The sequence below is a fragment of the Pedobacter sp. genome, from assembly GCF_965279535.1.
Lineage (GTDB): Bacteria > Bacteroidota > Bacteroidia > Sphingobacteriales > Sphingobacteriaceae > Pedobacter.
Window position 1 is genome coordinate 3,330,429 of record NZ_OZ257244.1, and the last position, 19,421, is coordinate 3,349,849.

The window sequence follows — 19,421 nt, forward strand, 5'->3', positions numbered from 1 at the left end:
ACCGTCCAGGCTTTGAGTCTGGACGGTTTTTTATTTTATACGATATGGAAATCCAGGAAAACATTGTTAATAAAGTAGCCAATAGCGGATTAATCAGCTTAAATCTTGAAGATTTTTATGATAGTGGAGCGCGTGTGCTTTATGATATCAAGGAAAATCTTTTTCACGGATTGATTTTAAAGGAGAAGGATTTCAGGGATTTTATTAAAAATCACGATTGGAGCCAATACCAGGATAAAAATGTGGCCATTATCTGCTCTACAGATGCCATTGTGCCTACATGGGCTTATATGTTACTGGCAAACAGAATGAAGCCTTTTGCGAAAGAAATTGTTTTTGGCGATTTAAGTACGCTTGAGGCCGTTATGTTCTCTAAAGCATTGGCTAAAATTAACCCTGAGGATTATAGAGATGAACGTGTGGTGGTTAAAGGATGTGGCGATATTGACATTCCGGTATCGGCCTATGTAGAGGTAACCAATCTGCTTACACCTGTGGTTAAAAGCATCATGTTTGGCGAGCCTTGCTCAACAGTACCGGTATTCAAAAGAAAGGATTAGCTTTTGGTTTGCTTTTTGTATATTCAATTTGAAAAATATGAGATAGGATTAATAGGATAACAAGGGCCAAGATACTAAGGGCTCGTGCAGAAAATTATTCAGTATCCCATAAACACAAATGAAAACACACAGCAAATGAAAAGATTATTTTTAACCCTTACAGCGGTAATTTGCGTCCTGGTGGTCACGGCGCAGGAGCTTCCCATAAAAAAGGAGCCAGTATTTCAGGAAGGAGAGGTTTTAACGTATAAGCTGAGATACGGATTTATCACAGCGGCAGAAGGTACATTAAAAGTGCAAAATTCTGATCTTAAGTTTGACGGAAAGCCTACTTATAAGCTTACTGTTGATGCTTCTACATCAGGTACTTTTGATATTTTCTATAAGATCAGAGATCACTACGATTCGTATATTGATAAGAAAGATTTGTTGCCTTATTTCTACCAGGAAAACATTAGAGAAGCCAGCTACCGCCGGCAAGACAAAGCCAGATTTAATCAGGATACTAAGAAAGTAGTTTCGAATAGGGGAACATTTAATACACCTACAAATCAAACTTTCGATTTGGTGTCTGCCTACTATTTTGCGAGAAGCTTAGATATTAGCAAACTGAAAATTGGCGATAAATTTAAATTAAACTATTTCTTACAGGATGAAATCTCCGCATTAGAAATAGAATATATAGGTAAAGAAACGATTAAAACGAAGTTGGGTAACATTCGGTGTTTAAAATTCAGCCCCTCTATTAAGCCCGGCAGAATTTTTAAGAAAGATAGTCGTTTGTATCTGTGGGTAACGGATGATAATAACCGGGTTCCGGTAAAGGCACAAGTAGAGATATTGGTTGGTGCTGTAACCATGGAGCTTAAATCGGCCTCGGGGCTTAAATATGCTTTAGCAAAAGAATAATGATGATAGAAGTTGAACAGGTGCTGGTGCACGAAGATGTATTAAAAGAGAACTTTGTTTGTAACCTAAACAAATGCAAAGGAATCTGCTGTGTGGAGGGTGATTCTGGTGCACCATTGGATAACGATGAGAAGGCCATTCTGGAAGACATTTATCCAAAGATTAAACACCTGCTCAATGAGAAGGGGATTAAAGCAATTGAAGAACAAGGGGTGTACGTGGTAGACGAAGATGGCGACCTGACTACCCCATGCGTAGACAAAAATAAAGAGTGTGCTTACGTGCTATTCGAAAATGGCATTACCAAGTGTGCCATAGAAAAAGCATATGAGCAGGGCATTGTAGATTGGCAGAAACCCATTTCATGCCATTTGTATCCTATTCGCATTACGAAATATCCGGAATTTGAAGTGCTGAACTATGATCGCTGGCACATTTGCCACGATGCCTGTACTTTCGGGAGAGAATTAAAAGTGCCTGTTTACAGCTTCCTAAAAGGGCCTTTAGTGCGAAAGTATGGTGAACAATGGTATAAAGAGTTAGAAGAGTCAGTAACGGCGCTGAATCAAGGCTAAAGCTTCCGATGCTTCCATGGACACGCACCAGAAAATCTTAGCAGTTTAGATCAGGTTACGCGTAATCTTCCCTTTGATAATATACAGCGCAGCAATATTCTTTTTCTCAATCACCGTATCTCCCTTAAAATTAGGGTTAGAGGAGCGTAAGATCAGTTTGTTATCGTTGCTGTGCTGATAAATTAGTTTGATACTTCTTAAACTGTTGGCCGCTTCATTCATCATAATCACATAAGCTTCACCCCATTGGAGTACTTCGTAGTTAGTGATTTCCCTTACGGCAATGATTTCGCCCGAAGCATATTTAGGATACATGCTGTCGCCGTAAACAGGAAGGTAAGCCGTACAATCGTTAAAAGGTTTATAGTTTACAAAGTATTCGGCCTGTTCTTCGTTCAGTACATGGTCAATTTCAGCCAGGCTGATGTCAAAATAAGGTACTCCTTCCTTACTTTCTGAAATAATTGGCCCTTTTTTGATGAAGGGTTCTCCTTTACCAGATTCTAACCATTCGATATTGAGGTTGAACACCAGCTCTAGCCTGTCTTTTAGAGATTGAGAAACTGAGTCACCTCGCCTGCCTCTTGTTGCATCAGAGAGTGCACCAGCGGTTAATTTTAAGCGATCAGCAAAATCCTTTTGGGTTTTAAATCCTAAAAGACCGATAACCTCTTTTAATCTCTGAATTTCTGTCATTATAAATGTTGATAAGTTGGTCTGTTTTCAATTAGCTATGCTAACAACGAATCTGTAAATTTATTCTATCAATGCAATTTAACAATTAACCTCATATTACTGGTATGGAATTAACACATGATTTCAACACACCCTTATCATCCTTCGAAAGTACCTGTCCCTTGTTGTTAAACAATGAATGGGTTAATGATCCCTACCTGATGGTGGAGTCCTTTTTCAGCTTCGATACATTAGCGGGGCATAAGCGGCGTCTGAAAGCCTGGTATCAACATGCCATGATTGAGGGCGAATGTGCTGACGAACCAGGTGAATACCTGTTTATGCATAACCAGTTTGTTCAGCTATTGCAGGCCAGTTACCTAATCGGCTCGGCAAATATTAAATACCATCGGCATGAGCGGCGAAAAATTAACGGACTTTGCTTTAGCGAATGGTTAATCAAGGTGGAACAAAACCATCTTCGTACGGGACAATTTAGCCAGGAAGAGTTTCGAACCACTTATCTGTCCTTGGCTTACACGAATAATTCTCATCAGTACCTTCGCGATTTCGCGTCCCTGAACAACATCAAACAAATGCGCTATGGATTATTAGAGTGGCTTTACTCTGCTTTAAGTAACAAGAGTAGCATAGTCGGTCTAAGCAGGGAATATCTATTTGGGCAGTTTGTTCAATTAAACAGGATGATAGAGACTTTTTATTTGATTTTAAAGGGGCTTGAATAAAGTAGGTATTTTACACATGTGAACTAATCCAGACTTTTGCAGAATAAAAATACATATATCTACTCATTCTGAATGAAATGGTTGTGAAATATGATCAACTGATAGTAAGCTAGTTGCTTTTTACTTAAAACAAGCTTACTTTAGCCTTTTTAACTGAAATTATATATCATACTGTGAAAAAAATCTTAATTACTGGTGGGGCAGGTTTTATTGGCTCTCATGTTGTACGTCGTTTTGTGAACCAATACCCACAATACGAAATCGTCAACTTAGATAAACTTACCTACGCAGGTAACCTGGCTAACTTAACCGATATAGAGAATAAGCCAAACTATCGGTTTGTAAAAGCAGATATTGTAGATGCAGAAGTAATTGATAACCTGTTTCAAACGGAGCAGTTTGATGCGGTAATTCATTTGGCGGCCGAAAGCCATGTAGATCGTTCTATAACGGATCCAACAGCTTTTGTAATGACCAACGTAATCGGTACGGTGAATTTACTAAACGCTGCACGCCAACACTGGAAAGGTAGTTACGATCAAAAAAGATTTTACCATGTAAGTACCGATGAGGTATATGGTGCATTGGGTGAAGAAGGCATGTTTACCGAAACTACTGCTTATGATCCCCATAGTCCCTATTCAGCATCTAAAGCCAGCTCTGATCACTTTGTAAGGGCCTATCACGATACTTATGGAATGGATTGTGTCATTTCTAATTGTTCTAATAATTACGGCTCGCACCATTTTCCAGAGAAATTAATACCATTAGCCATTAATAACATCAAAAACAACAAACCGGTTCCTGTTTATGGTAAAGGAGAGAATGTACGCGATTGGTTATGGGTAGAAGACCATGCAAGAGCGATTGATGTGATTTTTCATCAGGCTAAAACGGGTGATACTTATAATATTGGCGGACATAATGAATGGAAAAACATCGATTTAATTCAATTGCTTTGCCGCATTATGGATGAGAAACTGGCACGTGAAGCTGGAACTTCAGCAAAGCTGATCACTTATGTAACCGATAGAGCTGGACATGACCTTCGTTACGCCATAGATTCTACTAAATTACAGCAAGAATTAAACTGGGTACCCAGCTTACAGTTTGAAGAGGGCCTGGCTAAAACCGTAGATTGGTATCTGCAAAATGAAGATTGGTTAAACAATGTTACTTCTGGTAACTATCAATCTTATTATGAGCAACAATACAGTACTAAATAATTTTTATTAAGCTTCCAGAGATTCTGCAAGCATCGTCCCAACATATTTATTCATGGAAATTGAACAAACCGGATTAAAGGATTGTATCATTATTAGACCTCGGGTTTTTGAAGACTCCAGAGGTTATTTTTTCGAAAGTTTTAATCAAAATTCCTTTGAAGATAGAACAGGTTTATCTGGTCGATTTGTCCAAGATAATCAGTCTTTGTCCTCTTATGGTGTTATCAGGGGGCTACACGCCCAAGCAGGAGAGTTTGCTCAGGCTAAGCTGGTGCGAGTTTTAAAAGGGGAAGTGCTGGATGTTGCAGTAGATGCACGGCCGAGCTCTCCTACATTTGGAAAATCCTTTGCAATTAAGCTTAGTGCTGAAAATAATCTTCAACTATACATTCCCCGTGGATTTTATCATGGGTTTTCTGTATTGAGTGAAACCGCAGAGTTTTTTTATAAGTGCGATAATTTTTATAATAAAGCATCAGAGAGAGGGGTGATTTATAATGATCCTCAATTGAATATTGACTGGCAGATTCCTGTTGAAAAGCATGAAATCTCAGAGAAAGATTTAGCTTTAGGTACTTTTTTACCCTTATAACAAATGAGCAAGATATTAGTAATAGGTGCTGGCGGACAGCTTGGTCAATGTTTAAAAACGGTAGCCGCAAGAAGGGGTATAACCGATATCGTTTTTCCGGCCGAGCAGGATGCCAACATTCTGGATGAAACAGTTTTGAGAAACTTATTGTCTGCAGAGAAGCCAGCCTTCGTAATCAATTGTGCGGCCTATACAGCGGTAGATAAGGCTGAAGAAGATCAGGCAATTGCAAAAGCCATCAATGAAACGGGCGCAGCCAACCTGGCTAATGCTTGTTTGGAGACTGGAGCAACTTTGGTTCATGTATCCACTGATTTCGTTTTCGAAGGCAATGAAGTGAAGTTGCTAAAAGAAGAAGATGTTGCAAACCCGATTAATGTATACGGTTTAACCAAGTTGGATGGTGAAAAAGCCATTGAACATATCTTACCTCAACATTTTATTTTGCGCACCAGCTGGTTGTATTCAGAATATGCGAATAACTTTGTAAAAACGATGCTGAAGCTGGGCGCAGAGCGCGATGAGCTGAATATTATAGCCGATCAGGTAGGTACACCAACTTATGCTATCGATTTAGCCCATGCTATTTTTGATATTATTCAGTCGGACAGTACTGCATTTGGGCTTTATCATTATAGCAATGAAGGCGTAACTTCCTGGTTTGATTTTGCAAAAGCGATTTTCGAAATTAGCGGTACGTCTGTAAAAACGAACCCTATTCCAGGAACTAAATACCCAACACCCGCCAGAAGGCCAGCTTTTTCGGTGATGGACAAAACAAAAATTAAAGAAACATTTAATATAAATATTCCTTACTGGAGAGATAGTTTGGTACAATGTATACGAGTTTTGCAGGAGAATTAACAGTTGGCAGTTATCAGTTGGCAGTTTTCAGTTAATAAAGTCAATTAAACAGTTAAACAGTTAAACAATTAGTCAGTTAAGCAACTAAACAATAATAACATGAAAGGTATAATCTTAGCCGGCGGAAGCGGCACCCGTTTGCATCCTTTAACCTTGGCTTGTAGCAAGCAAATGATGCCGGTTTATGATAAACCGATGATTTACTACCCGCTTTCGACCCTAATGCTAGCAGGTATAAAAGAAATTCTGATCATTTCTACCCCGCACGATCTGCCTAATTTTGAGAAGTTATTGGGCGATGGGAAATCTTTAGGTTGCAAATTTACCTATGCAGTGCAGGCAAAACCTAACGGTTTGGCTCAGGCATTTGTAATTGGAGAAGAATTTATAGGTAATGATAAAGTTGCCTTAGTATTGGGTGATAACATTTTCCATGGAGATGGTATGGCGAAGCTATTGCAGGCCAGCGCCGATCCGGATGGCGGAGTGGTTTTTGCTTACCAGGTTTCGGATCCTGAAAGATACGGTGTGGTGGAATTTGACGATAACAATCAGGTAATTTCTATTGAAGAAAAGCCAGTTGCGCCAAAATCAGATTATGCAGTACCTGGTTTATATTTCTACGATAATGGAGTGGTAGAAATCGCTAAAAATATCAAACCTTCACCCCGTGGTGAGTACGAGATAACCGATGTAAACAAGGTTTATCTGGAAAGAGGCAAATTAAAAGTAGGTGTACTGAGCAGAGGAACAGCCTGGTTAGATACCGGAACTTTTACCTCCTTAATGCAGGCCGGGCAGTTCGTACAAATTATCGAAGAGCGCCAGGGTTTAAAAATAGGCTGTATTGAAGAAGTAGCTTATCGCATGGGCTTTATTTCTGCAGAAGAATTAAGGGCAATCGCAACACCGCTGGTAAAAAGTGGTTATGGAAGTTATCTGTTAAAACAGATTAAATAAAAATACTTTGTTCTAAGATATCAAGGCACCAATTATGGTGCCTTTTTTATTTGGCGAAAAAGTAGTTTTCCTCCTTTTTCAACGAGAACATATAGCGAGTCTGATCGGGAATTAGCCCCCCTTCGGAGGGGGCAGGGGGATGAAAACCAAAAGCTCATTTGTATCCGAAATTACCTGTTATAGCAACTGTTTAAACACCCCCACCCCCTCCTTAAAAAAAGGAGGGGGTGGGTAAGCCTGTGTGGTGGCAGGGGTGGTAAAACATTGTAGAATTCCATGAGCGTTTGAACCATATAAGGCATTTAAGAACATCTAAGTTCAAATACTCAATTCTTAACGCAATGGCTTCACCACCATGCTTTGCCACCCAGCTAGGCCTCAGCATTGTTTCCTCGTTCCGCTCGGATCGGCCTAATAAAGTTTTCGGCAGGCACAGTCCAAGCCTACTTACTGACTTTCAAAGAAAAGTTTTAAGCCGACGTTTTTGCTTCTTTTGACGCCAAAAGAAGATAAGCCCGTCCGGCCAGGACAAGCAAGCCCGTGTGGTGGCAGGGGTGGTAAAACATCGTAGAACCCCATGAGCATTTGAACCATATAAGGCATTTAAGAACATATAAGCAGAACAAGAAGGTTCCTTTCTTCCTCACCGCCGGAAGGGCTCTTACCTTTTTCTTGATAAAAAGGTAACGAAAAATCAAGGCTTGCATCCTTTCTTGGCTAGGAGCATCCGAATGCCATTGGCGGTAATAAGAGGCCTTCCCTCCACACAAACCTACCCAGGCTGCTTATTCCCTTGGGCAGTAAGTAAACGTTTGAAACTGCAAACATTCAAATGTCCTATCCGGCGAAATGCTGCGAGGCCGGAAGCGTACTTAGGAAAAGGCAGTTAAATATTTAAGGCAGCCAGCGAAACGCCTAAACAATCAACATCGAACATGTATCTGCGTAGCTATCGTAATTTAGCTCCCCTCCTTTTTTCAAGGAGGGGGTGTGTAAGCCCGTGTGGTGGCAGGGGTGGTAAAACATCGTAGAATCCCATGAGCGTTTGAACCATATAAGGCATTTAAGAACATATAAGCAGAACAAGAAGATTCCTTTCTTCCTCACCGCCGGAAGGGCTCTTACCTTTTTCTTGATAAAAAGGTAACGAAAAATCAAGGCTTGCATCCTTTCTTGGCTAGGAGCATCCGAATGCCATTAGCGGTAATAAGAGGCTTTCCCTCCACACAAACCTACCCGCGCTGCTTATTCCCTTGGGCAGCAGGTAAGCGTTTGAAACTGCAAGCATTCAAATGTCCTATCCGGCGAAATGCTACGAGGCCGGAAGCGTACTTAGGAAAAGGTAGTTAATTATTTAAGGCAGCTAGCGAACGCCTAACCTTACTAATCCATCATTCTTGCATAAAGAAAGCTTATTACGATCGCTTTGGCCACCATGCTTTGCCATCCAGCCAGGCCTCCCCACTGTTTCTCCGTTTCGCTCGGATCGGCCTAATAAAGTTTTCGGCAGGCACTGTCCAAGCCTACTTACTGACTTTCAAAGAAAAGTTTTAAGCCGACGTTTTATTAATAGTTGTTAATTGTTTTTTAATTGTATTAATGAGCTCCCCGATGTAATATCGGGTTCGGTTTGCTTCTTTTGACGCCAAAAGAAGATAAGCCCGTCCGGCCAGGACAAGTAGGCCCGTGTGGTGGCAGGGGTGGTAAAACATTGTATAATTCCATGAGCGTTTGAACCATATAAGGCATTTAAGAACATATAAGCAGAACAAGAAGGTTCCTTTCTTCCTCACCGCCGGAAGGGCTCTTACCTTTTTCTTGATAAAAAGGTAACGAAAAATCAAGGCTTGCATCCTTTCTTGGCTAGGAGCATCTGAATGCGATCAGCGGTAATAAGAGGCTTTCCCTCCACACAAACCTACCCGCGCTGCTCATTCCCTTGGGCAGCAGGTAAACGGCTGAAACTGCAAGCATTCAAATGTCCTATCCGGCGAAATGCTGCGAGGCCGGAAGCGTACTTAGGAAAAGGTAGTTAATTATTAAAGGCAGCTACCGAACGCCTAACCTTACTAATCCATCATTCTTGCATAAAGAAAGCTTATTACGATCGCTTTGGCCACCATGCTTTGCCACCCAGCCAGGCCTCCCCACTGTTTCTCCGTTTCGCTCGGATCGGCCTAATAAAGTTTTCGGCAGGCACAGTCCAAGCCAGAGCACTTACTTTAATAGAAAAGTTTTAAGCCGATGTTTTTGTTTCTTTTGACACCAACCTGCGCAGCAAGCTTGAAGGCCGATGAAAACATAAGAACTACTTAAAAAAGAAGATAAGCCCGTCCGGCCCGGACAAAAAATATTAAATATAAAAATCAGGTAGAGCGAGTTGAAGCAATCCGAATCGTGATCAGTCCCCATTAGAAGGGGGGCAGGGGGATGATGATAATCCTGCATCACCCCAACTATACTTAACTCGGAACTATTCCCTTTCTGCTGAAAAAGACTAATTCTTTCTGTTAATATTAAACTGAATCCCCGCAGAAACCGGATTCAATAAGAACTCCCACTTACGGTAACTGTTTACCGTTCTGGCAATGCCATTAGGCTCGCTAATGTCTTGTTTTTCGTAAGAATAATAAAAGTCGAGGCTGCTTTCCGCAAAGAAAGTAAGCTGATCAATGATGTTAACTTTAATACCTAAAACAGGGGCCATCACCAATCCATTTTTATTGGCATCCACTGTTTTTTCAGATACACCTGCTAAAGCACTTTTAGGGGCTGTAGTTCCGGTAAAGCGGTTGGATCGATAACCAATATCAAAAGCAAAGTAAGGTTGAACCCTCGAGTAGGTAAAGTTTTTCTCAAAACCTACTTTAAAAGAGTAATCAGTTACCTTGCCTTTACCTATTTCGCAGGTGGTGCAGGTGTTATCAAAAGAAATATCATCCCTGAAATAATTACCACTTATCCGATAGCTTACCTGATTGTCATTAAATTTAATCATGGCACCATTAGCCAGCATACTGGTGTAATCCTGTGTATTGGTCTGGTTTAAAATCTTTGGAAGCTGCATTAAGCTGTATGCCCTGATGCCAATTGAATAATTATAGTCCGATGCAGACTGTGCGAGTGCGAATAAGGATGTGCTCATCAAAACGATGAACATTAATAATTTTCTCATTTAGGATTCTTTGGGATTTAGGTCAAAATTATAAATATTTCGCTAATTATTTCATATAGTTAACCTTAAGCATAAACTTTGCCAAAAATTTAGGTTTTTTGTATTAACGAATAGACAAAATTAGAATTCTTTCTTAATTGAATTTGTTCATTTTGTTCTTGAAGGTTGTTTAAAGTCCGAAGTCAGGTGCCAGAGGTTGGAGTTTTGACTTTTTGATTCATCCGAAGACTAAACCTATATTTCGCTCAAAATGGCTTATTATCTGTTTGCTTAACCATTTCCAACCCTTTCTTAAAAAGACGGGGAGCTGGATATGCTTTAAAAGAAGATTTAGAGATAAGTGCAACTGCTGGATTCATGGTTTCCTTCATTACTAATTTTGTGAGAATTGAAATATTTCGGATAGGGATTGTAAAGAGGAGAAGGAGATGGTCCTAGCCTTTGGCTTTTGTCCAACAATGAACCACAAGCAATGGAAGATCGACAACCTTGATCAAACATTTTTATTACAAACCAATTATTTATATATCTTTGCTAGCTTAAAACAAAATCTATTAACTAAATATGAAAGTTGCCTTAATTACAGGTGTTACTGGTCAGGATGGTGCCTACTTAGCAGAATTTTTGCTGAAGAAGGGCTATTTTGTTCATGGCTTGAAAAGGCGTTCATCTCTCTTTAATACCGATCGTATCGATCACCTCTATCAAGACCAGCATGAGCAAAATGTGAATTTCAAATTGCATTATGGTGATCTGACCGATTCTACCAACCTAATCCGCATTATACAGGAAACCCAGCCTGATGAGATTTATAACCTCGCGGCCATGAGCCATGTTCATGTAAGTTTTGAAATGCCAGAATATACGGCAAATGCCGATGGGATTGGAACATTGCGTTTACTTGAGGCCGTTAGGATTTTAGGTCTAAATCAAAAGACCAAAATTTATCAGGCTTCTACTTCAGAGTTGTATGGATTAGTGCAGGCGGTTCCACAAAGTGAGACAACTCCTTTTTATCCACGTTCGCCCTATGCAGTGGCCAAAATGTATGCTTATTGGATCACCGTAAACTACAGGGAGGCTTATGGCATGTATGCCTGCAACGGTATTTTATTCAATCATGAAAGCCCGCTGAGGGGAGAAACTTTTGTTACCCGTAAGATTACGCGTGCCGCTTCGAAGATTGCATTGGGTTTGCAAAACTGCCTTTACCTTGGTAATTTGTCTGCTCAGCGCGACTGGGGGCATGCTAAAGACTATATTGAAGCCATGTGGCTGATTCTCCAGCAAGAAGAACCAGAAGATTTCGTTATTGCTACCGGGGTAACCACTACGGTACGCGATTTTGTTCGCATGAGTTTTGCTGAGCTTGGCATAGATATTGAGTTTAGCGGCAAAGATGAAAATGAAAAAGGTGTGATTGTGGGCTTAGATATCGAAAAATTAACAGAACTAGGCCTGGATCAGGATAAATTATTTTTAGGCACTACGGTTGTTCGTGTCGATCCTAAATATTTCCGTCCAACAGAAGTAGATCTTTTGCTGGGCGACCCAACGAAATCCAAAACCCAATTGGGTTGGGAACCTAAATATGATTTGCCTGCATTGGTGCATGATATGGTGATATCTGATCTGCATTTAATGAAGAAAGATGAATATCTGAATCAGGGCGGTTTCAAAACCCTAAATTATTTTGAATAGAATTACCTACCGATTATTTCGGAAACCTATGAAACAAAGCATAAAATTATTTCTATCCCTTATCGTTCTCAGTTTATTCGTTCACATAACATCCTTTGCACAAAATTATTCCAGTGTTAAGGTCGATGAACTTTCTGATGCTCAGATTTTGCAGATGATTAAAAAGGCTGAGTCTGTAGGTTATAACGATGCCCAACTGGAGCAAATGGCAGCGGCACAAGGTATGAAGGCCGATGAGATCCAGAAACTAAGAGCGCGCGTGGCTAAGGTGAGAAAGCAAGGCTCTGCTGTTCAGGTAGAACAAAAACCAGTAGTTACAGGTCGAGAAATGAGCGAAACCACTGCCGGTGGTGAGATCAATAACGAAAAGAAAGAAGAAGATAGTGAAATTGGCCCGAAAATCTTCGGAGCAGACTTGTTTAAAAATGGAAATATAACTTTTGAACCTAATTTGCGGATGGCTACTCCCAAAGGTTATATAATTGGCCCTGATGATAAGTTAGCTATTGATTTAACTGGTGATAATGAAGCCAGTTACAATTTAGAAGTGAGCCCAGAGGGAATTATCAATATCCAGTATATTGGAAGAATTGCAGTTGGGGGATTAAGTATAGATCAGGCCACTTCGAAAATCCGTACAGCAATGGCTAAAACCTACCCCTCATTGCGTTCGGGTAGAACAAATTTAGCCATTAATCTGGGTAATATTCGCAGCATTAAGGTGGTTATGACGGGTTACGTAACCAAGCCAGGTACTTATACTCTTCCATCTTTGGCTACAGTGTATAATGCATTGTATGCATCAGGCGGTCCTGCACAAAATGGTTCCTTCCGTAAAATTCAGATCATTCGCAATAATAAAATCATTGCAACATTGGATGTTTATAACTTCCTGTTAAAAGGCATACAGCAAGCCAATATTCGTTTACAAGATCAGGATGTAATTAATATCCCGGTTTACGATGATCGAGTAGAGATCAGCGGTGAAGTAAAAAGAGCTGCCCTATATGAAGTAGTGAAGGGGGAAACCTTGAAGGATGTAATCGATTTTGCCGGTGGATTTACTACACAGGCCTATACCGCAAAGATCAAAGCTTTTCAAAATACCGACCGTGACCGCAAGATCAATGATATTGCTGCTGTAGATTTTCCTAATTATGCACCAAAAAACGGTGATAAGTATGTTGTTGAAGCCATTTTAGATCGTTTTGCCAACCGAGTAGAAATCTTAGGGTCAGTATTTCGTCCTGGTGTTTACGAGTTAGATAACGGCTTAACATTAAGGGGCTTGATAAATAAAGCTGATGGCTTAACGGAAGACGCTTTCTTAAACCGGGGGTATATTAACCGATTAAACCCTGATAATACCCAGGCCTTAATTTCTTTTGATGTGGCTAAGATTATCGCTGGTACGCAAACGGACATTTCCTTACAGCGTGAAGATAAAATTACCATTTCTTCTATTTTTGATTTGAGAGACGAATACCAAGTGAGTATTCAGGGTGAAGTTCGTGCACCAGGTAGTTTTCAGTATGCTGAAGGCATGACTTTAGAATCGGTGATTCAACTGGCTGGGGGCTTTAAAGAAGGTGCTACTCCTAATAGGGTTGAAATCTCGAGAAGGGTGAGAAATAGCGAGGCTACTTCAGCTACAGCCCAAACAGCAGAGGTTTTCATCGTCAATGTGAACGAAGATTTAAAATTAGAAGGCGAGCCCTTTGTGATTAAACCTTTTGATATTGTTTCCGTGCGTAATGCTGAAGGTTATGCTGTTCAAAAGCAGGTGAAATTAGAAGGAGAAGTGGTCTATCCCGGGGTTTATACTATCTTAAACAAGAATGAGCGCATTTCCGATTTGATCCGTAGAGCTGGTGGTTTAACTTCTTCTGCATATGCAGATGGCGCATCATTAAAAAGACCGGGCGCAGAAAAGGTAAATCCAAAAGACAAAAATGCAATCAATAACGAAGAAGAAGAGGATAAAAAGTTTTTGGGTTTGAAGAGAGCGCAGGAAGCAGGGGCAAAGGATACACTCGCTACAGAAGTTGAGCAAAAGCTCATTCAAAGTGATTTAGTTGGGATCAATTTGGTTAAGATTCTAAAGGATCCTCAATCTAAGTTCGATTTGATTGTTGAAGATGGTGACATTATCCGTGTTCCACGCACCTTACAAACCGTTCGCGTAACCGGTGAAGTTTTAAATCCGAATAGCATTGTTTATTTACCTGGAAAAGGCCTTAAACAATATATCAATGGTGCCGGTGGATTTACAGATCATGCACGTAAAAGTGGAGTTTATGTAAAATATGCAAATGGATCAGCGGCTGGAGTAAGCAAATTTTTGTTTTTTAATAATAATCCGGTAATTAAACCGGGGGCAGAAATTTTGGTGCCTAAAAAAGCAGAAAGGGAACGTTTGACTGCTCAAAGCTGGATTGGAATTGGAACAGCAGTTGCATCATTAGGGGCAATAATAGTGAGCTTACTTAGATAAGTCAATTATACATACTTAATTTAATAGAAGCTTAATGGCTATCGAGAATCAAATTAATAAAACTACCTTACCCCGAGATGAAATTTCTTTAAGAGATTTGGTTTTAAAAGTAAGAACACTAATTTTTTATTTGTGGTCCAAGTGGCTAATCATTGGGATAATATCCTTAATAGGAGGTACTATTGGTTTCTTCTATGCTAAGTCCAAACCCCAATTATTTATAGCCTCAACTACTTTCGTTTTAGAAGATGAAAAATCCGGCAAAAATCTTGGTAATCTTGCTTGCCTAGCCTCTATGGCTGGTGTGGATATAGGCAGTGGCGGTGGTATATTTCAAAGCGACAATATATTTCAACTCTATAAGTCCAGAACTATGTTAACGAAAACCTTACTTACAATGGTTGAGATAGATGGTAAGAAGGAATTACTTGTTGATCGTTATATCTCATTTAATCAACTGAGGACAAATTGGGCACAAAAACCAGAATTACTGCAATTAAAATTTTCTGAAAATGATGTGAAAGACACCGTTTCGAAAGTTAAAAATACTCGCTTAAGAGATAGTATACTTGGAGTTATCGTCACAAATATTAACAATAATAATCTTATTGTAGATAAAGTTGATAAAAATCTAAATGCAATCCAGGTGGATATTAAAGCAGCAGATGAAAACTTTGCAAAATGTTTCAATGATGAGTTAGTTAAAAATGTTAACGAATTTTATATTAGTACCAAAACTCAAAAAACTTTGCAAAATGTTAAGATTTTGCAGCATAAGGCCGATTCTGTAAAGGCTGTGATGCATGGAGCAATATATGCAGCGGTTGCCATAAATGATGCGACTCCAAATTTGAATCCTACTAGACAGGTTCAACGTGTTGCTCCAGTACAACGGGCACAATTTTCTGCAGAAACTAACCGAGCTATTCTTACGGAAATGGTAAAAAACTTAGAGTTGACTAAAATGTCTTTGTTAAAGGAAACGCCATTAATTCAGGTGATTGACGAGCCAATTTATCCGTTGCCAGTTAAGGCTGTATCGAAAAAAATATACCTAATTTTAGGCATTATTGGTGGCGCATTTTTCTCCATTTTAGTATTAACTATAAATATCTTATATAAAAAAATAATTTCAGGTGAATAAACATAAAATTGCAGTAATCGGATTAGGTTACGTAGGATTACCTTTGGCAGCAGAGTTTGCCAAAAAATATCCAACAGTTGGATTTGATATTAATAAACAAAGAATTGATGAGTTAAAGGCTGGTGTAGATGCTACACTCGAGCTTGATAATGAAGATTTAAAAAAAGTGCTCTCAAGTTATGAAGATCTAGATCATTCATGCGGGTTATATTGTACAAATGAATTAAAAGCCATTCAGGATTGCAATATTTATATCGTAACCGTTCCAACTCCAACGGATAAAAATAACAGACCTGTTTTAACTCCTCTATATAAAGCAAGCGAAACCGTTGGATCTGTGATAAAAAAAGGAGACATTGTAATTTATGAATCAACTGTTTACCCAGGAGTTACTGAAGATGAGTGTGTTCCTGTTCTTGAAAAAATCTCTGGACTAACCTTTAATACTGATTTTTACGTAGGTTATTCGCCTGAGAGAATCAATCCTGGAGATAAGGAACATACGGTTAGTAAAATTCTTAAGGTTACTTCTGGATCTACTGAAGAAACCGCTAATGTTGTAGATCAACTTTATAAAAGTATAATTGTAGCAGGCACCCACAAGGCCCCATCAATTCGTGTTGCTGAAGCTGCCAAAGTAATAGAAAACTCGCAGAGAGATATTAATATTGCCTTTGTGAACGAACTTTCCAAGATATTCAATTTGTTAGGTATCGATACCAATGAAGTTTTGGAAGCCGCAGGTACTAAATGGAATTTTTTAAAGTTCCGTCCAGGATTAGTTGGTGGTCATTGTATAGGTGTTGATCCTTATTATTTAGCACAGAAAGCACAAGAGGTTGGTTATCACCCTGAAATCATTTTGGCTGGAAGAAGGTTGAATGATGGGATGGGCGAATATATAGCTCATGAGCTGATCAAATTAATGGTTAAAAAAGATATTCCAGTTAAAGCCGCTAAAATTTTGGTCATGGGCATAACGTTCAAGGAAAACTGTCCTGATGTCAGAAATACCAAAGTTGTGGATATCATAAGAGTACTTAAAGAATTTAGTATAGATATCACTTTATGGGATCCATGGGCAAAGCAAGAAGAGGTGTTACATGAATATGGTATAAAGTCGCTCAATAAACTTTCAGGTCAAGAGTTGTTTGATGGTGCATTGTTAGCGGTTGCGCATAATGAGTTCCTCGATGTGGATATCAAATCCATGTTAAAATCAAACTCAGTAGTTTATGATGTAAAATCAATTTTAAATAAGGACCATGTAGATGGCAGACTTTAAGTTATGGAACAGAAAAAATATCATACAAAGGATTTATCAGATACATCATTCTTAATAACGGGTGGTGCAGGATTTATTGGTTCCAATCTGGTAGAGTATCTTCTCAAGAATAATGCAAAGCTAGTTCGTGTGTTGGATAATTTTGCTACCGGTAAAAGAGAGAACATCGAATCATTTTTAAACCATCAACAATTTGAGTTAATTGAAGGAGACATAAGGGATTACGATGTTTGTAAGAACGCAGTAAAAGGGATCGATTATGTTTCGCATCAAGCTGCACTCGGATCTGTTCCCCGATCTATTAATGACCCTATCACAACTAACGAGGTTAATATTACCGGATTTCTGAATATACTTAACGCCGTTCGGGAATCAGATGTAAAGAAAATGGTATATGCAGCCTCTTCTTCTACTTATGGAGATAGTAAATTGCTTCCCAAAACCGAAGGAAACATAGGCAATCCCTTATCTCCTTATGCGGTGACGAAGTATGTGAATGAATTATATGCGCAAGTATTTGCTAGTTTATATAAAGTAAATAGCATCGGCCTCAGATATTTTAATGTTTTTGGACCCAAACAAGATCCAAACGGGGCTTATGCTGCGGTAATCCCTCTTTTTATGAAGTCTGTATTATCTGGAACAGCACCATTTATCAATGGAGATGGAGAACAAACCAGAGATTTTACCTTTGTACAGAATGCCGTGCAGGCTAATGTGAAAGGTATGCTGTCCAATACAGAGGGACATGAGGTAATCAATATTGCATTTGGAGAACGTACCTCTCTAAACCAGCTATGGACCTATATTATAGAATTAGGTAAATCATCACTTCAACCCATTTATAGAGAAGATCGGCTGGGTGATGTTAGGGATAGTTTAGCCGATATTTCAAAAGCAAAAACTTTAATTGGGTATGATCCGGTATACTCAGTCCGGGATGGTTTATCAGAAGCCTTTACTTGGTATGAAAATAACTTAAAGCAAATAACTAAAGAAAAATAAAATCATGGGAATTAAAATAGGACTAATTGGTTACGGTTATTGGGGGCCAAATTTGTTGAGGAATTTTATGCGCCAAAAGGATTGTGCAGTTACCTATGTAGCCGATTCGAGAGTCCAGCGACTGCAATTGATAAATGAATTATATCCATCCGTTAAGACTACGCAATCTGTTGATGAGCTTCTGAATAGTTCTGATGTGGATGCAATAGTTATTGCTACCCCAGTGTTTACTCATTTCGATTTGGCAAAAAAGGCTTTGGAGAAGGGTAAACACGTTCTTATTGAAAAACCAATGACTGCTTCTGTTAAGGAAGCAGAACACCTTATCAATGAAGCGGTGAAGAATGGATTGATTTTAATGGTTGATCATACCTATCTTTATACCAGTGCCATTCATAAAATGAAGGAGCTTATCAGTGATGATACCGTTGGAAAGCTGCAATATTTCGACTCAACAAGAATTAACTTAGGCCTTTTCCAACCAGATATTAATGTGCTTTGGGATCTGGCCCCTCATGATATTTCTATCTTAAATTATTTGGTAGAGGAAAAGCCTATCAGTGTAAATGCAACTGGAATTTCTCACACCAAAAATGGTATTGAGAATGTAGCTTACATGACGGTCAACTACCAATCAGATTTTATTGCACACTTTAATTGCTCCTGGACTTCACCAGTAAAAGTTAGACAGACATTAATCGGAGGTGATAAGAAGATGATTGTATACAACGACTTGGAGGCTACCGAAAAAGTTAAGATCTACGATACGGGTTTCAATCACCAAACGGATGAGGAGAAAGAAGGTATTTTAGTAGATTACCGTACTGGAGATATCTACATACCTAAACTCTCTGAATTAGAAGCATTATATTCTGTTGCAAAAGATTTTGTGGAGTCTATTGCATCAAATAAACAACCTATTTCAAGTGCTCAGGTAGGACTTGACGTGGTTAACATTTTGGTAGCTGCTCAGGAATCCATTAAAAATAATGGTAAGGAAGTCAAATTGAAATCATGAAAACGATAACAGAGAATAACGAGAAGCAAAGTTTGAATAACGTTGCGATTGGTGAAGGGGTTAAAATATTCAATTTTGTAAATGCTTATGGATGCTCAATAGATGATGGGAGTAAAGTAGGGGCCTTTGTTGAAATTCAAAAAGGTGCAACTATTGGTAAAAATTGTAAAATTTCTAGCCACACATTTATTTGCGAAGGAGTGCATATAGAGGATAATTGTTTTATCGGACATGGCGTAATGTTCACTAATGACCTGTTCCCGAGAGCAACTAATCCAGATGGCAGTCAACAATCAGAACAAGACTGGACATTAATAGAAACTTTTATTAAAAAAGGTGTATCTATAGGAAGTAATGCAACAATTCTATGTGGCATTACCATCGGCGAAAATGCACTGGTTGGAGCTGGAGCTGTTGTTACAAAAGATGTTCCGGCTAATTGTGTTGTAGCTGGGAACCCTGCTAAATTTATCAAAAAAATTGAATACTAAA

Annotated in this window: 17 protein-coding genes; 15 read left to right on the forward strand and 2 right to left on the reverse strand. The window is 39.1% G+C overall.

What is annotated here, in order from left to right:
* Nucleotides 1–44 precede the first annotated feature (44 nt).
* The 3 genes from ACQY77_RS13530 (at nt 45) to ACQY77_RS13540 (ending at nt 2,044) form a co-directional block, all read left to right on the forward strand.
* The gene (locus ACQY77_RS13530; RefSeq protein WP_421941618.1) at nt 45–560 is read left to right on the forward strand and encodes a DUF2480 family protein; all 516 of its coding nucleotides are present in this window, start codon (nt 45–47) and stop codon (nt 558–560) included.
* A 135-nt stretch (nt 561–695) separates the two neighbouring features.
* Complete coding sequence (locus tag ACQY77_RS13535; RefSeq protein WP_421941617.1) at nt 696–1,469, forward strand: DUF3108 domain-containing protein; 774 nt, start codon at nt 696–698, stop codon at nt 1,467–1,469.
* 2 nt (nt 1,470–1,471) lie between these two features.
* Nucleotides 1,472–2,044 (forward strand): DUF3109 family protein, encoded by a 573-nt coding sequence (locus ACQY77_RS13540; protein ID WP_421942380.1) that lies wholly within the window; start codon nt 1,472–1,474, stop codon nt 2,042–2,044.
* Between the two features lie 45 nt (nt 2,045–2,089).
* Here the strand turns inward: ACQY77_RS13540 and ACQY77_RS13545 are convergent, their stop codons facing one another.
* Nucleotides 2,090–2,740, reverse strand: coding sequence for a LexA family transcriptional regulator (locus ACQY77_RS13545; protein ID WP_421941616.1), 651 nt, complete (start codon nt 2,738–2,740; stop codon nt 2,090–2,092).
* A 104-nt stretch (nt 2,741–2,844) separates the two neighbouring features.
* Here ACQY77_RS13545 and ACQY77_RS13550 point away from each other — a divergent pair, with 104 nt between their 5' ends.
* From ACQY77_RS13550 to rfbA, 5 genes are all read left to right on the forward strand, one after another.
* Nucleotides 2,845–3,465: a hypothetical protein gene (locus ACQY77_RS13550; protein ID WP_421941615.1), complete on the forward strand. Its 621-nt coding sequence runs from the start codon at nt 2,845–2,847 to the stop codon at nt 3,463–3,465.
* A 173-nt stretch (nt 3,466–3,638) separates the two neighbouring features.
* Nucleotides 3,639–4,691 carry a dTDP-glucose 4,6-dehydratase gene (gene rfbB, locus ACQY77_RS13555; RefSeq protein ID WP_421941614.1) on the forward strand — a complete coding sequence of 351 codons (1,053 nt, stop codon included), beginning with the start codon at nt 3,639–3,641 and terminating at the stop codon, nt 4,689–4,691.
* A gap of 52 nt (nt 4,692–4,743) precedes the next feature.
* A complete protein-coding gene (gene rfbC / locus ACQY77_RS13560; protein ID WP_421941613.1) occupies nt 4,744–5,283 on the forward strand; it encodes a dTDP-4-dehydrorhamnose 3,5-epimerase in 540 nt (179 codons plus the stop codon).
* Between the two features lie 3 nt (nt 5,284–5,286).
* Nucleotides 5,287–6,147, forward strand: a complete 861-nt coding sequence (gene rfbD / locus ACQY77_RS13565; protein ID WP_421941612.1) for a dTDP-4-dehydrorhamnose reductase — start codon at nt 5,287–5,289, stop codon at nt 6,145–6,147.
* A gap of 99 nt (nt 6,148–6,246) precedes the next feature.
* Entirely contained in the window at nt 6,247–7,107 is an 861-nt protein-coding gene (gene rfbA / locus ACQY77_RS13570) for a glucose-1-phosphate thymidylyltransferase RfbA (protein WP_421941611.1), read from the forward strand.
* Nucleotides 7,108–9,604: 2,497 nt separating this feature from the next.
* On the opposite strand, the gene ACQY77_RS13575 is transcribed toward rfbA, so the two are convergent.
* Entirely contained in the window at nt 9,605–10,282 is a 678-nt protein-coding gene (locus ACQY77_RS13575; RefSeq protein WP_421941610.1) for a hypothetical protein, read from the reverse strand.
* 564 nt (nt 10,283–10,846) lie between these two features.
* On the opposite strand from ACQY77_RS13575, the gene gmd reads away from it, so the two are divergent.
* The 7 genes from gmd to ACQY77_RS13610 are packed head-to-tail and all read left to right on the forward strand — an operon-like array spanning nt 10,847 to nt 19,420.
* Nucleotides 10,847–11,983, forward strand: a complete 1,137-nt coding sequence (gmd, locus tag ACQY77_RS13580) for a GDP-mannose 4,6-dehydratase (protein ID WP_421941609.1) — start codon at nt 10,847–10,849, stop codon at nt 11,981–11,983.
* Between the two features lie 28 nt (nt 11,984–12,011).
* Nucleotides 12,012–14,477, forward strand: a complete 2,466-nt coding sequence (locus ACQY77_RS13585) for an SLBB domain-containing protein (RefSeq protein WP_421941608.1) — start codon at nt 12,012–12,014, stop codon at nt 14,475–14,477.
* A gap of 34 nt (nt 14,478–14,511) precedes the next feature.
* A complete protein-coding gene (locus ACQY77_RS13590; RefSeq protein ID WP_428429940.1) occupies nt 14,512–15,621 on the forward strand; it encodes a lipopolysaccharide biosynthesis protein in 1,110 nt (369 codons plus the stop codon).
* Entirely contained in the window at nt 15,614–16,906 is a 1,293-nt protein-coding gene (locus ACQY77_RS13595; RefSeq protein ID WP_421941606.1) for a nucleotide sugar dehydrogenase, read from the forward strand. Before ACQY77_RS13590 ends, ACQY77_RS13595 begins: the two co-directional genes overlap by 8 nt.
* A gap of 3 nt (nt 16,907–16,909) precedes the next feature.
* Nucleotides 16,910–17,911 carry an SDR family oxidoreductase gene (locus ACQY77_RS13600; protein ID WP_421941605.1) on the forward strand — a complete coding sequence of 334 codons (1,002 nt, stop codon included), beginning with the start codon at nt 16,910–16,912 and terminating at the stop codon, nt 17,909–17,911.
* A 4-nt stretch (nt 17,912–17,915) separates the two neighbouring features.
* Nucleotides 17,916–18,929 carry a Gfo/Idh/MocA family protein gene (locus ACQY77_RS13605; protein WP_421941604.1) on the forward strand — a complete coding sequence of 338 codons (1,014 nt, stop codon included), beginning with the start codon at nt 17,916–17,918 and terminating at the stop codon, nt 18,927–18,929.
* Nucleotides 18,926–19,420 carry an acyltransferase gene (locus tag ACQY77_RS13610; RefSeq protein ID WP_421941603.1) on the forward strand — a complete coding sequence of 165 codons (495 nt, stop codon included), beginning with the start codon at nt 18,926–18,928 and terminating at the stop codon, nt 19,418–19,420. Before ACQY77_RS13605 ends, ACQY77_RS13610 begins: the two co-directional genes overlap by 4 nt.
* Nucleotide 19,421: the final 1 nt, after the last annotated feature.